The 13,541-nt window shown below is 59.8% G+C and carries 12 protein-coding genes; 4 read left to right on the forward strand and 8 right to left on the reverse strand.

Annotated features, from left to right (window positions below; all coding sequences use genetic code 11):
• Positions 1 to 20: 20 nt before the first annotated feature.
• The 3 genes from PMI11_RS33700 (at position 21) to PMI11_RS33710 (ending at position 6,284) form a co-directional block, all read left to right on the forward strand.
• A complete protein-coding gene (locus tag PMI11_RS33700) occupies positions 21 to 2,096 on the forward strand; it encodes a mechanosensitive ion channel family protein (RefSeq protein WP_007826572.1) in 2,076 nt (691 codons plus the stop codon).
• Positions 2,097 to 2,298: 202 nt separating this feature from the next.
• Positions 2,299 to 4,905, forward strand: coding sequence for a bifunctional lysylphosphatidylglycerol flippase/synthetase MprF (gene mprF, locus PMI11_RS33705; protein WP_007826573.1), 2,607 nt, complete (start codon positions 2,299 to 2,301; stop codon positions 4,903 to 4,905).
• Positions 4,902 to 6,284, forward strand: coding sequence for a virulence factor family protein (locus PMI11_RS33710; protein WP_037072639.1), 1,383 nt, complete (start codon positions 4,902 to 4,904; stop codon positions 6,282 to 6,284). The genes mprF and PMI11_RS33710 overlap by 4 nt, the downstream gene beginning before the upstream one ends.
• Positions 6,285 to 6,344: 60 nt before the next feature.
• On the opposite strand, the gene PMI11_RS33715 is transcribed toward PMI11_RS33710, so the two are convergent.
• The 8 genes from PMI11_RS33715 to ruvC form a co-directional block, all read right to left on the reverse strand.
• Positions 6,345 to 6,908: a DinB family protein gene (locus PMI11_RS33715; protein ID WP_007826575.1), complete on the reverse strand. Its 564-nt coding sequence runs from the start codon at positions 6,906 to 6,908 to the stop codon at positions 6,345 to 6,347.
• A gap of 115 nt (positions 6,909 to 7,023) precedes the next feature.
• Positions 7,024 to 7,536: an NUDIX hydrolase gene (locus tag PMI11_RS33720; protein WP_007826576.1), complete on the reverse strand. Its 513-nt coding sequence runs from the start codon at positions 7,534 to 7,536 to the stop codon at positions 7,024 to 7,026.
• A gap of 4 nt (positions 7,537 to 7,540) precedes the next feature.
• Positions 7,541 to 8,443 carry a metallophosphoesterase gene (locus PMI11_RS33725; protein ID WP_007826578.1) on the reverse strand — a complete coding sequence of 301 codons (903 nt, stop codon included), beginning with the start codon at positions 8,441 to 8,443 and terminating at the stop codon, positions 7,541 to 7,543.
• The gene (gene ruvB, locus PMI11_RS33730; protein WP_007826579.1) at positions 8,444 to 9,481 is read right to left on the reverse strand and encodes a Holliday junction branch migration DNA helicase RuvB; all 1,038 of its coding nucleotides are present in this window, start codon (positions 9,479 to 9,481) and stop codon (positions 8,444 to 8,446) included.
• A gap of 70 nt (positions 9,482 to 9,551) precedes the next feature.
• Positions 9,552 to 10,166 (reverse strand): Holliday junction branch migration protein RuvA, encoded by a 615-nt coding sequence (gene ruvA / locus PMI11_RS33735; RefSeq protein WP_007826580.1) that lies wholly within the window; start codon positions 10,164 to 10,166, stop codon positions 9,552 to 9,554.
• A 12-nt stretch (positions 10,167 to 10,178) separates the two neighbouring features.
• Positions 10,179 to 10,598: a type II toxin-antitoxin system VapC family toxin gene (locus tag PMI11_RS33740; RefSeq protein WP_007826581.1), complete on the reverse strand. Its 420-nt coding sequence runs from the start codon at positions 10,596 to 10,598 to the stop codon at positions 10,179 to 10,181.
• Positions 10,576 to 10,836 (reverse strand): AbrB/MazE/SpoVT family DNA-binding domain-containing protein, encoded by a 261-nt coding sequence (locus PMI11_RS33745; protein ID WP_007826583.1) that lies wholly within the window; start codon positions 10,834 to 10,836, stop codon positions 10,576 to 10,578. Before PMI11_RS33745 ends, PMI11_RS33740 begins: the two co-directional genes overlap by 23 nt.
• A gap of 55 nt (positions 10,837 to 10,891) precedes the next feature.
• Positions 10,892 to 11,401 carry a crossover junction endodeoxyribonuclease RuvC gene (gene ruvC, locus PMI11_RS33750; RefSeq protein ID WP_007826585.1) on the reverse strand — a complete coding sequence of 170 codons (510 nt, stop codon included), beginning with the start codon at positions 11,399 to 11,401 and terminating at the stop codon, positions 10,892 to 10,894.
• A gap of 248 nt (positions 11,402 to 11,649) precedes the next feature.
• Between ruvC and PMI11_RS33755 the strand changes: the two genes are divergently transcribed.
• Positions 11,650 to 13,541 (forward strand): methyl-accepting chemotaxis protein (locus tag PMI11_RS33755; protein ID WP_007826587.1); only part of this gene is annotated, 1,892 nt, incomplete at its 3' end.

The raw sequence follows: 13,541 nt of genomic DNA on the forward strand, positions 1-13,541 counted from the left end.
GTGTAAAACCGGAGGCGGGCATGGGGCGAATTTCTGCGATCGGCATCTGCGGCATCATCATGCTGCTTTCTCTTTTAAGCGCCGTTTCCGCACAGACGACGCCGGCAGCTTCCGCTGACGTTGCGCCACCGCCTGCCCAGGTGCGGCAGATGATGGAGCTGATGCAGACGCCGGAGGTCAAGCAATGGATGGCGACGCAGATGGCGGCGCCGGCAGCTTCTGACGGTAATGACCAGGAAATGTCGATACTGTCCGACCGCCTTCAGCACGCCCGCCGACACATCGCCATGGTGTCTGGTGCGGCCATGACGCTGCCATCCGAAATCGCGCGGGCTTCATCGCTTTTTCTTGGCGAATTGAGAGCGGCCGGTCCACTTCGCATGGCGGCGCAATTTCTCGCCATCCTCGTCACCGGATTCATCGTCGAAATCCTGGTGCGGAGGGCCGTGCGTGAAAGGCGGGAGCGAGCAGCGCAGATGACCGGCACGCGGCTGGCCGCGCGTGTTATTCCCGCCATCGTCTTCGGTCTCGCAACGGGGCTCGCGTTGGTCAGCTTCAACTGGCCGCCGGTCAGCCAGAATATCGCGATCGCCATCGCCATCGCTGTCGTTGTGCAGCGTTTCGCCGTTTCCATCGGTGGTGTCATCGTCGATCTCGTCACCCTGCCGCGCGGCGAGGGCGAGACCGTTGCGGTTGACCCGGCCGTCGCGCAATTCTGGTTTCGGCGCTGCACGCTATTCGTCATCTATTTCGTTTTCGGCTGGGTCGTTCTCCAAGCGATGGAGCCGCTGGGCTATTCGATGGCCACGCGATATCTGGTCGGCTATGTGCTGGGCATCGGTCTTTTCCTGATCGCGACCGAAGCAGTCTGGTCACGACCGGGAAATGAAACGCGGCGCAGCCATGCCGTCACCTGGCTGCTGACCCTTTATTTCGTGCTGCTCTGGGGTATCTGGGTCTTGAGCTTTGATTGGCTCCTCTGGGTCCTGATCTATCTCCTGCTGCTGCCGCGAGTGCTTGCCGTATCGACGCTCGCCGTCAAATCCTTCCACCATGCCGAAGCGGGCTTCCTTGCCCAGCGGCGCATTGCGACCGTGTTGCTTGATCGCGGTGTCAGGGCTCTGATCATCGCCTTTGCGGCGATCTGGCTCGGGCGCATGCTCGGCGTCGAAACTGCTATGATGATGACGTCGAACGAAACGATGATCGACCGGGTGGTGCGCGGCATCATCGGCGGCATCGTCATCCTGCTTGCGGCGGACCTGCTCTGGCATCTCGTCAAGGCCTATATCGACGGCAAGCTACTGGATTCTCCTGTCGATGGCCCAATCGGCGACGAGGAGAAAGTCAAGCGCGCCCGTCTGCAGACGTTGCTGCCGATCTTCCGCAACATCATCGCGGTCGTTATTGCCCTGATTGCGGCCCTTATGGTGCTCTCGGGCGTCGGTATCGAAATCGGGCCGCTGATTGCCGGCGCCGGTGTCGTCGGCGTTGCGGTTGGCTTCGGCGCGCAGACCATCGTCAAGGATGTCATCAGCGGCATGTTCTATTTGTGGGACGATGCCTTCCGCGTCGGCGAATATATCGAAAGCGGCAGCCACAAGGGCGTGGTCGAAGCCTTCAGCCTGCGTTCCGTTAAACTCCGCCATCACCGCGGGCCGCTGACAACAGTGCCGTTCGGCGAGCTTGGGGCTGTCAAAAACCTCAACCGCGACTGGACGATCGACAAGATCAGCCTGAACGTGACCTACGACACCGACCTCGTGAAGACGAAGAAGATCATCAAGCAGATCGGCCAGCAGCTTCTCGAAAACCCCGAATGGGGTCCGAATATCATCGAAACGCTGAAGATGAAGGGTGTGGAGCAGTTCGGCGAATTCGCAATCGAGCTCCGCCTTTCTATGATGACCAAACCCGGCGAGCAGTTCGTCATCCGCCGCAATGCACTGGCGATGATCCGCAATGCCTTCAAGGAGAACGGCATCGAATTCGCCGTTCCGACCGTGCAGGTTTCGGGCGAGCGCGAGATTGAGGCGAATGTTGCCGCAGCGCGTTACGCGGCTCAAGCCCGTGCCGGGGGTGAGCCGGCGGCCTGATCTTCAAATGCAAGGCGAAGCTTACGAAATTGCAATGCGATCAAGCCTGTGCACTGCGCAAATTTGCCCCAATTGAGGATGAAGGAGGCGGCAAGTGCGCGGGTGTGGGTAGCCGCAACATGGTTCATAGAGCTTGCATGTTGCCTATGTTACGTCTCTCAAAAGAGATTCCCGCCAGATTGGCAATTGCAGCAGGTACGAGATGTCGGGTCACGGCAAGTTGGAAGAGAATTCAGAGACGGAAGAGGGCTTTTCCTTTGGCGCAGTTCTCCGGCGCTACCGCACGCCGCTGACGGCTCTTGCGACGCTCCTGATTTTTTGCCTTGTCGGCTACGCGATTATGCAGCTGACAGATGAAGTGCGCTATGACGACGTCGTGGAAGCCTTGGCGGAAACCCGGCTGAGTTCGATCCTGCTCGCCCTGTTCTTTACCGCACTGAGCTTTCTGGCACTCGTCTTCTACGATCTCAACGCCATCGACTATATCGGCAAGCGGCTGCCTTTTCCGCATGTCGCGCTTACGGCCTTCAGTGCCTATGCGGTCGGTAACACCGCTGGTTTCGGAGCGCTTTCGGGTGGAGCGATCCGTTACCGCGCCTATACGCGGCTTGGGCTTTCTCCTGAAGATATCGGCCGCGTCATCGCCTTCGTGACGCTGTCCTTCGGCCTCGGCCTTGCTGCCGTGTCGGCGATCGCGCTTCTCATCATCGCCGATGAGATCGCGCCGCTGATCAGTGTCAGCAGCCTGTGGCTTCGTATCATCGCGGCTGTCATCCTGGCGATTCTCGGCTCTCTCATGGTGCTCGGCCGCGAGGGCCGGGTGATCGAAATCGGGTCGGTTGCGCTTCGCCTGCCGGATTCGCGCACCTGGTCGCGTCAGTTCCTGGTGACCGCCTTCGATATTGCAGCCTCCGCCACGGTGCTTTACGTGCTCCTGCCGCAGACGGCGATCGGCTGGCCGGTGTTCCTGGCGGTTTATGCGATTGCCGTCGGGCTTGGTGTGCTGAGCCATGTGCCGGCGGGCCTCGGCGTTTTTGAGACCGTCATCATCGCTTCGCTCGGCAGCGCAGTGAATATTGATGCGGTTCTCGGCTCACTGGTTCTCTATCGCCTAATCTATCACGTCTTGCCGCTGCTGATCGCCATCCTCGCGGTTTCGGCTACCGAGCTTCGTCGCTTCGTGGATCATCCGGCTGCTTCCAGCGTGCGGCGCATCGGCGGGCGGCTGATGCCGCAGCTTCTTTCGGCGCTGGCGCTGCTTCTGGGTGTCATGCTGATCTTTTCGAGCGTGACGCCGACGCCCGATCAGAATCTCGAATTCCTCTCCAATTATCTGCCGCTGCCGATGGTGGAAGGCGCGCATTTCCTCTCCAGTCTGCTCGGCCTTGCACTTGTCGTTGCCGCCCGTGGACTCGGCCAGCGGCTCGATGGAGCCTGGTGGGTGGCGGTGTTTTCTGCCGTTGCCGCTCTGACGCTCTCGCTGCTGAAGGCGATCGCCCTTGTCGAGGCGGCCTTCCTCGCCTTTCTGGTCTTCGGCCTGTTCGTCAGCCGCCGGCTCTTTACCCGCCATGCTTCGCTTCTCAACCAGGCGATGACGGCATCCTGGCTGATGGCGATTGCCGTGATCATCGTCGGCGCGGTTGTCATCCTGCTCTTCGTCTATCGTGACGTGGAATACAGCAACCAACTCTGGTGGCAGTTTGAATTTGCGGCGGAAGCGCCGCGCGGCCTGCGTGCCGTACTCGGCATCACCATCATTTCTTCAGCGATCGCCATTTTCAGCCTGTTGCGGCCAGCGACCTTCAAGCCGGAACCGGCCGATGAGGAGGCGGTCCGCCGCGCTGTCGAGATCGTCGAGAAACAGGACAGTGCGGACGCCAATCTGGTGCGCATGGGCGACAAGTCCATCATGTTCTCGGAAAAGGGCGATGCCTTCATCATGTATGGCCGGCAAGGCCGCTCGTGGATCGCGCTGTTTGATCCGATCGGTGACCATCATGCCGTGCAGGAACTGGTCTGGCGCTTCGTGGAAGCAGCGCGCGCCGCTGGCTGCCGTGCAGTCTTTTACCAAATCTCGCCGGCGCTGCTTTCGCATTGTGCGGACGCGGGCCTGCGCGCCTTCAAGCTCGGCGAACTTGCAGTGGCTGATCTGCGTACCTTCGAAATGAAGGGCGGCAAATGGGCGAACTTGCGCCAGACCGCAAGCCGCGCCCAGCGTGACGGACTGGAATTCAGCGTTGTCGAACCCGTCGATATCCCCGGAATCATCGACGATCTCTCGGCCGTTTCCAACGCGTGGCTCGAGCATCACAATGCCAAGGAGAAGGGCTTCTCGCTCGGCGCCTTCGATCCGGACTATGTGGCGTCGCAGCCGATCGGTGTTCTCAAGAAGGACGGCCGGATCGTTGCCTTTGCCAATATCCTTGTCACCGCGGCGAAAGAGGAGGGGACGATCGACCTGATGCGCTTCTCGCCTGATGCGCCGAAGGGGTCTATGGACTTCCTGTTCGTGCAGATCATGGAATATCTGCGCGCCCAGGGTTTTACGCATTTCAACCTCGGCATGGCGCCCCTCTCCGGCATGTCGAAACGCGAGGTGGCGCCCGTTTGGGACCGTATCGGCGGTACCGTCTTCGAACACGGCGAGCGCTTCTACAACTTCAAGGGGCTTCGCGCCTTCAAATCCAAGTTTCATCCGCACTGGCAACCGCGCTATCTTGCGGTTTCAGGAGGGGGCAATCCGATGATCGCATTGATGGATGCGACATTTCTGATCGGGGGCGGATTGAAAGGGGTAGTGAGAAAATGATGAAAAAGTTACTGTTTGCTGCTGCGTGCGTCAGCATGCTCGCGGCCGCGCCGTCTTATGCTGCGGATGAAACCACCCAGAGCTTCGAGACTGGCCTTATCCCTTCGCCGCATATCTTCCTGCCGCAGGGCGAGGTGAAGGGTGCCGTCTTTCTGATTTCCGATGCAGCCGGCTGGGGAGACAATGAAAAGACCGAGGCAGACCGTCTGGTTTCGCAGGGTTCCGTTGTCATCGGCGTCGATTTTCCGTCCTATATGGAAGCGCTGAACCGTTATGACGTCAGTCTCAACGACGGCTGCATTTACACGGTTTCCGATATTGAGTCGCTGAGCCAGCAAGTGCAGCGCGCCGCCAGCAACAGCCCCTATCACCTGCCGATCGTTGCCGGCATCGGCGAGGGTGGCGCGCTGGCCCTTGCCATTGCCGCGCAGACACCCGATGCGACCATCGGCCAGACATTTGCCGTCGACCCGCGTGCCGGCATTCCGTTAAGCAAGGAGCTCTGCACACCGGCTACGAAGAAGGTGGTCGGCGACCGTAGCGTCTATGGGCTCACCGATGGCGCCCTGCCGGATCCGATCATTGCCACCTTCACGCCTGCGGCAGACAAGGACGGTCGCGCTCACGTGGAGGATCTTAAGAAGGCGCATGAGGCGATCGATATCCGCGACTCGTCCGATGATGCACAGACTGTGTTTGCGGATACGCTCGACGATCTGGTGACGGCTTCGGGCGCATTCGATAATCCGCTCGGCCTGCCGCTTGCCATCCTCGACGCCAAGCCGAACCTCGATACGATGGCCGTGATTTATTCCGGCGACGGCGGCTGGCGCGATATCGACAAGGAAGTAGGCGGTATGCTGCAGAAGGAAGGCATTCCTGTCGTCGGCATCGACTCGCTGCGCTATTTCTGGACAGAGCGAAAGCCGCAGGAAACGGCCGACGATCTCTCTCGTATCATCGAATTCTACCGCAAACAGTGGAAGGTGAAGCACGTCCTGCTGATCGGCTATTCCTTCGGCGCGGATATCGTGCCAGCCACCTATCAGCTTCTGAAACCAGCGGAAAAGGCGGCGGTAGCGCAGATTTCACTTCTGTCTCTGTCGCACCAGGTCGATTACGTCATTTCCGTCATGGGCTGGCTCGGCCAGAAGACGGATGGGGCAGGTGGCGATCCCATCAAGGATCTCAAGGGCGCCAATCCGAAACTCGTCCAATGCATCTACGGCAAGGATGATGATGACGACGTGGCTTGCCCCGCCGTCAAGGATGTTGGCGGCGAGGTCATCGAGTTGCCGGGCGATCATCACTTTGACGAAAATTACGATCTTCTGACGAAGACGATCATTGATGGCCTGAAGGCGCGCCTCAAAGGCTGAATATTTCTGGCTCACGCAATTCCGAACGCAAAACCGCTGCGCACTTTTGCTGGAATTGCTCTAACGCATCAGCATCTGTTCACTCCAGCCGAGGGCGGCGATCTCGCCGCCCCGAAACCTCGCATCGTCGTCGACAATGAATTCGTCGAGTTGCGGCGGAGCGACGCTGCTGCCAGCCAGCATGGCATGCACCTGTCCGCGGTGATGCGTCTGATGTTGGAAGAGGTGGCTTAGTACATCCTCCATACGTTCTCGCTGGATGCGGCCATCGCGCTGAAGCTCAACGGTCGAAGCAAGCTTCTCGGGTGTCAGCCCTTCGCAGATTGCAACAAGGCGCTGGTCGACCTTCGCCTGCTCTGCGGAGAGCGATGGGATATCGTCAAAGGGTTCTTCGATGTCGAAAGCGCTAAGGCCAAGCGTGCCACCTTCCAACCCATCGACATAGAACCAGTCGACTGTGAGGATGTGGTTCAGCGTCGATTTGATCGACGGGAAAAAGCTTGTGCGCGGGGCTTCGAATTCACCGGGCTTGAGGGTTGCGCAGGCGGCAAGAAGCCGGTTATTCGCCAGGGCATTGTTGTAGGCGAGCTTTCGAAATATGCGGCAGGGATCGAAACTCGGCATCGCGTCTCCTCCTTGGAGCATTTCCCTTTCTCTCCGAAACACGGAAATGCTTTACCTCTTTGTTTTCACGCAGCTCTGAGCGAAAAGCCGATTTCACATTCTTGCTGGGATTGCACTAGTCCTTGTCGTCGAGATCGCCATCACGCCACACAAGATGACGGGGCGAGGCAGGCAGGTTTTCAATCTCACCGGCAAGGAAATAGGGCGGAATATCAAGCGCAGTCAGGGCCTGGAATGTTGCAGGCACCCATTTGAATTCCAAATGGTTGTCGCCATCCTCCACCCGATGAATGATCTCGTGCGTGCGGAAGGGGAAATTCTCCGGTATTTCCATGAGATAGTAGAAGCCGAGTTCGTGCCACTCGCGACTTTCATAGTGGAAGAAGTTCTCTACGATCCAGAGCAGGCGGCCGACGGTCACCTCGACACCGAGTTCTTCCATCATCTCCCGCTTTAATGTTTCCTCCGAGGTCTCGCCAATCTCCGCCCGACCGCCGGGGATTGTCCAGAAAGGTTCGTGAACCGCGCGATGGACAAGCAGGTGCCCGTCACGAAAGCCGAGCCCGGCGATGCGGTAATTGAAGCGCTGACTGCCTGCATTGAGGCGAACGACGGTTCGCTTGGGCATGACGTTATCCGAGATCGATGACCACAATTTCCGGCGGAACGCCGAAGCGGATAGGCGCCATGGAGCAACCGAGCCCGCCGGAGACGATAATATTTCGGCCGTTCTCGACGATATGGCCATAGGCGTAACGATCGCCATAGCGCGAGGGCACGACCGGCGAATAGCCGAAAAGGCGGATCTGTCCTCCATGCGTATGGCCGGACAGGGTCAGCGATACCCGTTCGGGCACGCGCGGAAATATATCTGGCTCGTGGGCAAGCAGGATAACGGGCGCGTCGTCGGAAACCTGCGCAAGCGTTCCGCCGAGATCGTCAAGGCCTTGCATCCGGCTACGGCCCCATTTCCTGCCTGGCAGGAGCGCCAGCTGGTCTTCCAGACCTGCCAGCCAAAAGCCATTCCCGTCTTTTTCCAACCGGATGGCACGGTTGCTGTAGACGGAGATGCCCGCTTCGGCCAAAGCTCTATGCCCGAAAGTATCGCCTCCGCCATTCTTCTGTGCGGTCCTATCCTCCCACCAATCATGGTTGCCCATGATCGCATGGACGCCGAGCGGGGCCTTGAGCGTAGCCAGCGCCTTCGACCATTCACTGGAATGGACATAGCGTGTCACCATGTTCATTCCGGCCGCGTAATCGCCAAGCAGGAGCGTGATATCGCCCCCCAGTTCGTTGGCGTGGGCGCAGATCGAGGCGACGCGGGCTGCGGACATCCAAGGTTCGCAGGCGTGGAGATCAGCAAGTGCGACAAGCCGCAGCTTCAGGCCGGGCGTCCACCCCGGCGGGGTCAGCGCGTAACGGGAAATCGCAGGCCGGGCGAGTGGTTCATAGGCGAGGGCATATCCGCCGAGTGCCGTGAGGCCGGCAAAGCTGCCGCCCATGAGTTTGAAAAAGCTGCGCCGGCTGATCAATCAATCGTCCTCCCGGAACAACCCGAACTGAGCAGCCTCCATATCCTTCGGCGGCTGCATGCCGAGATGTTTCCATGCGATTGCGGTCAGAACGCGGCCACGCGGCGTGCGCTGGATAAAACCCTGCTGGATCATATAGGGCTCGATAATGTCTTCGATCGCATCGCGTGGCTCGGAGAGGCCGGCGGCGATGGTTTCGATGCCAACAGGTCCGCCGCCGAAATTGACGGCGATCATGTTGAGGTAGCGTTTGTCGAGCTGGTCGAGGCCCATATTATCGACCAGAAGGCGGGTCAGCGCCTCATCGGCGATCTCGCGGGTGACGGCTTCGGCTCTTGCAACTTCGGCAAAGTCGCGCACGCGGCGCAGCAGGCGGCCGGCGATGCGCGGTGTGCCGCGGGCGCGCCGCGCGATCTCGCGGGCGCCGTCATCGGTCATGCCAAGGCCCATCAGGCGGGCGCCGCGGCGGACGATCAGTTCCAGTTCCTCCACCGTATAGAAGGAGAGGCGCACCGGAATGCCGAAACGGTCGCGCAGCGGTGTCGTCAGCAAGCCGAGGCGGGTGGTGGCGGCAACGAGCGTGAATTTCGACAGGTCGATCTTCACCGAGCGGGCGGCAGGGCCCTCGCCGATGATGAGATCGAGCTGGAAATCTTCCATGGCCGGATAGAGGATTTCCTCGACTGCCGGGTTGAGGCGATGGATTTCGTCGATGAAGAGAACGTCGCGCTCTTCGAGATTGGTGAGCAGAGCGGCCAGATCGCCGGCCTTTGCGATGACGGGGCCGGAGGTCGAGCGGAAATTGACGCCGAGCTCTTTTGCCATGATCTGCGCCAATGTCGTCTTGCCAAGGCCGGGCGGGCCGACGAAGAGAACGTGATCCAGCGCTTCGCCGCGGTTTTTGGCAGCTTCGATAAAGATCTTGAGATTGGCGCGCGCCTCCGCCTGGCCGGTGAACTCGTCCAGAGACTGCGGGCGGAGCGTGGTGTCCAAGTCTTCGCCACGCTTTTCCGGCGTTATCAGGCGGGCATCAGTCATTGGGTATTTCCGTTAGAAGCTTGCTCAAGTCCATACACCAAGCGGCCTGCATTGACACCCCGCGGCGCCATCAGCGTGAGAGTTCCCGCAGGCCGAGGCGGATCAGCTTGGCGCTATCCGCATCTTCGCCGGCCGTCTTCATGGCGGCGGCGACCGCATTGGCTGCCTGATCACGCGAATAGCCGAGATTGGTCAAGGCCGAAACGGCGTCGGCAACGGGGGCAGCGGCCACGCCTTCGCCGATCTCCTGTTTGAGGCCGATATTGATCGCCTCGCCGGCAAAGGCGGGTGCCTTGTTCTTGAGCTCGGTGACGATGCGGATCGCGACCTTGGGACCGACGCCCTGAGCGCGCGAAACGGCGGTCTTGTCCTGCAGGGCGATGGCATTGGCAAGCTCGGGCGGAGTGAGCGTCGAAAGCACGGCGAGCGCCACTTTCGCGCCGACGCCCTGCACGCTCTGCAGCAGGTTGAACCATTCGCGTTCGAGCTGCGTCTGGAAGCCGAAGAGCTTCAGCTGGTCCTCACGCACATAGGTCTCGATAAAGAGCACGCAAGCCTCTCCGACGGAACCTAGCTTCGAGAGCGTGCGCGCCGAGCAAAAGGCGACGTAGCAGACGCCGTGCACATCCACGAGCACGTGGTCATCGCCGATCTCATCTATGGTGCCTTTCAGCTTGCCGATCATGATCTTATTCCGTCAGGGATGGGTTTCGGGTGAAATGATGTCGAGCGAGGGGAAATAGGAGCGATAACGTGCTGCATCGCGGGTCAGCAGGCGGTGCCGACGCCATTCCGCATGGGCACCAACGAGAAAATCGGGAAGGGTCCGCTCCCGTTGGCCGCCCGCAGTCCGATAGCTGCGATGAGCTTGCCCAGCACGGAAGGCTGCCTCGAAAGGTAAATCCTCTCGTTCGAGATTAAGCCAGGCAAAGGCAAGCAGAAGCTTCTCCTCAGTCAGAGGTGCGGCGCCAAGCTCGGCCCAGACGACTGGGGTCAGCACCAGATCTCCCTCAGAGGCGCAACGCTTAAGCGCGTCAAGCGACCATTGGCGAAGCGTGCTTTGCGGTCCCAAAATGTCGATGAGAATATTAGTATCAATGACGGTCGAGATCTTCACGCGGACCCCTTAACCATTCCATATATTCGTCGGTCGTCATGCCATCGAGGTCCAATAGTCCCTCAACGCTGGCAGCCCATTCCTCGAAATTGCGAATCTGCGATTGGTTTTCGGTGACCTTTACCAAAAGGGCTGCATCGTCTTTCGCAATAAATTCCACCTCCGAGCCAGGAACGATGCCCAGCCTGTCGCGGATTTCCTTGGGTATGGTCACCTGGCCTTTTTCAGTCACACGCATAGTAATACCTCTGCGGTAATACCTACCTGTGGGCTGAGAACAAGTCAAGAACAAATCAGCCGGCCAAAGCCTGCCGCATCTTGTTTCCGCCGCGGTGATGGGCATGGCAGATACCGATCGCCAATGCGTCGGCGGCGTCGTCGCCCTTGAATTCGACTTTCGGCATGAGGATTTTCAGCATCATGTGGATCTGCTTCTTCTCGCCGTGGCCGACGCCGATGACGGCTTTCTTCACGGCGTTCGGCGCATATTCCGACACTGGGAGACCGGCGCGGGCTGGCACTAGCATGGCGATGCCGCGGGCCTGGCCGAGTTTAAGGGTCGCAACCGCATCCTTGTTGACGAAAGTCTGTTCGACGGCGGCCTCATCCGGCTTGTAGGAATGAACCACATCGGCAAGGCCGTCATGCAGCTGGCAGAGGCGGGAAGCGAGGTCCATGTCACCATCCGAAGTGACGGTTCCCGAGGCAACGAAGCGCAGCGAATTGCCGAGCGTATCGATGATGCCCCATCCGGTGCGGCGAAGGCCGGGATCGATCCCGATGATGCGAATCGTGTTTTGCATTGCTCATCCTATAGCGATGGCGAATTAAGTGCCATTGATATGTGAACAAAACAAAAACATGCCTTGTTTTGCGGGGCCGCATTTACCGCGAATTAAACCGAATGCCTGAATTCTAATCCATCAAATGTGAGAGAAGCCAGCTTTCGCAAAGCTTAAGGCTTCCGATGCTCTGTTTGCAGTTCAACCGGTGGGTGATGTCTCCATGATTCCGCTCGCCGGCGGCGCCGTTCCGGAAGGGTTCGTTTTTCATGGCTCAGAGATTTCAATCCCTGTCCTTCAAGGTGATAGCCACCTTCATCCTGCTGACCACGCTTTCGGTCGCGGTGATCAATATCCTCGCCTATTTCGCCAGCAGCCGCGTTTCCGACGAGCAGGCGCTGAAGGCCAAAGAGAGCGTGCTGATCTTCCGCGGCGACATGCTGCAGGACCAACTTGAGCAGCTTGAGAACCAAGCGACCTCGATTGCGCGTATCGAAGCGCTGCAGATGTCGATCACCAACCTGAAGAGCGGTTGGAAGACGATGGAGAAGAGCTCCGGCGATGCACGCGGGGAGCTGAAGAAGGTCTTCATCACGAACAATCCGAACCCGGCCGACCAGCGCGAGAAGCTCGCAAAGCCTGAGGGTCCGAGCGGTTTCTATTATTCGAGCCATGAGAAGACGCAGGGCGAAGTGGCGCGCGATCTCGCCGATACCGCCTTCAGCGACCTTTTGATCGTCGATCTCGACGGCACCGTGCTCTATTCCTACAAGAAGAATGACGATTTCGCTGAAAACCTGAAGTCGGATGCCTGGAAATCGACCGGTGCGGGCATCGCCTATGCCAAGGCAATCGAAAATACCGCCAAAGCAACGGACGATTCCGCACCGACGGCCTTCTCCGGCCTGCGTGTCGATGCCGGAAGCGGCAAGTCGGCGATCTTCTATGCGGTGCCGATCGTCAAGCTCGGCCAGGCGAAGGGGCTGATGCTGTTCAAGGTGCGCGACGATGTCGTCACCAGCATTCTGGCAAAGGGTATCGTGTCCGGCAGCACGGCAAAGGCGGCCATCATTTCGGCAGACGGCTCGGCCGTTGGTCTCAATGCATCCGGCCAGCTTGCGCCGCTCGATACTGCGCCGTTCACCTTCATCAAGGATGCGCTTACGAGCTCGGCGATGACGGTTGCCGACTTCGATCGCGCCGATGGTGCAGCACGCGCCTATGTGCGCGGCATCGATTATCGCGGCGACCGTTTCCTCGTCGTTGAAAGCGTGCTGCTCAGCGAATTGAATGCCGGCTCCATCGAGGTCGCCACCTTGCTGACCTCGATCGGCATTGGCGTTCTCGTCGTCATGGCGGTCGCCACGGGGTTCATCACCAACTTCCTGTTCTCGCCGCTTGCCCGCCTTGCCGGCGTGACCCGCGAAGTCGCAGACGGCAAGCTCGACGTTGAGATCGGTAGCCAGAACCGCGAGGATGAGATCGGCACGATGGCGAAAGCACTTGCTCGCTTCAAGCAGTCGCTGATCGAAGGCCGCGAGCTCGAAGCTGCGAGCGAGCAAACGCGTATGCGGGCTGAAAATGAGCGCCAGCAGAATCTGGCTCAGCGGGAGGCGGAGGCCCGCAGCCTGCAGGACGTCGTCGCTGCACTCGACGAGGGGCTTCATCATCTGGCGAGCGGTGATCTGGCCTACCAGATCGAAACCCGCTTCCCGAGCGAGCTCGAAAGCCTGCGTGTGAACTTCAACGAGGCGCTGGCGACGCTCAACGAAACGATGACGGCGATCGGAGGCAACTCCATGGCCGTGCGTGCCGGCTCCGAAGAGATGCGGACGGGTGCCGATGAACTGGCCGGCCGCACCGAACGACAGGCAAGCTCGATCACCGAGACGGCCAATGCGATCAGCGCCATAACCCAGTCGGTCCGCGTGCAGATCGAGCGCGCCGAACAGGCTGCGCGCATCGCCCGCGACGCCAAGAAGGAGACTGTCGGCTCCAGCCAGATCATGCGCGAGACGATCGCGGCGATGGAAGCGATCCAGGCGTCTTCACGGCAGATCAACACCATCATTTCCGTCATCGACGATATCGCCTTCCAGACCAACCTGCTGGCACTGAATGCCGGCGTCGAGGCGGCACGTGCCGGTGAAAGCGGCAAGGG

Origin of the sequence: Rhizobium sp. CF142 (assembly GCF_000281145.1) — a bacterium.
Taxonomy (GTDB): Bacteria; Pseudomonadota; Alphaproteobacteria; order Rhizobiales; family Rhizobiaceae; genus Rhizobium.

Bases quoted from the DNA above. Each gene is read 5' to 3' on its own strand.
- PMI11_RS33745 (WP_007826583.1), bottom strand. From the start codon at position 10,836: ATGCGTGTGACTGAAAAAGGCCAGGTGACCATACCCAAGGAAATCCGC.
- ruvB (WP_007826579.1), bottom strand. From the start codon at position 9,481: ATGACTGATGCCCGCCTGATAACGCCGGAAAAGCGTGGCGAAGACTTG.
- PMI11_RS33700 (WP_007826572.1), top strand. From the start codon at position 21: ATGGGGCGAATTTCTGCGATCGGCATCTGCGGCATCATCATGCTGCTT.
- PMI11_RS33710 (WP_037072639.1), top strand. From the start codon at position 4,902: ATGATGAAAAAGTTACTGTTTGCTGCTGCGTGCGTCAGCATGCTCGCG.
- PMI11_RS33720 (WP_007826576.1), bottom strand. From the start codon at position 7,536: ATGCCCAAGCGAACCGTCGTTCGCCTCAATGCAGGCAGTCAGCGCTTC.
- PMI11_RS33715 (WP_007826575.1), bottom strand. From the start codon at position 6,908: ATGCCGAGTTTCGATCCCTGCCGCATATTTCGAAAGCTCGCCTACAAC.
- mprF (WP_007826573.1), top strand. From the start codon at position 2,299: ATGTCGGGTCACGGCAAGTTGGAAGAGAATTCAGAGACGGAAGAGGGC.
- ruvA (WP_007826580.1), bottom strand. From the start codon at position 10,166: ATGATCGGCAAGCTGAAAGGCACCATAGATGAGATCGGCGATGACCAC.
- ruvC (WP_007826585.1), bottom strand. From the start codon at position 11,401: ATGCAAAACACGATTCGCATCATCGGGATCGATCCCGGCCTTCGCCGC.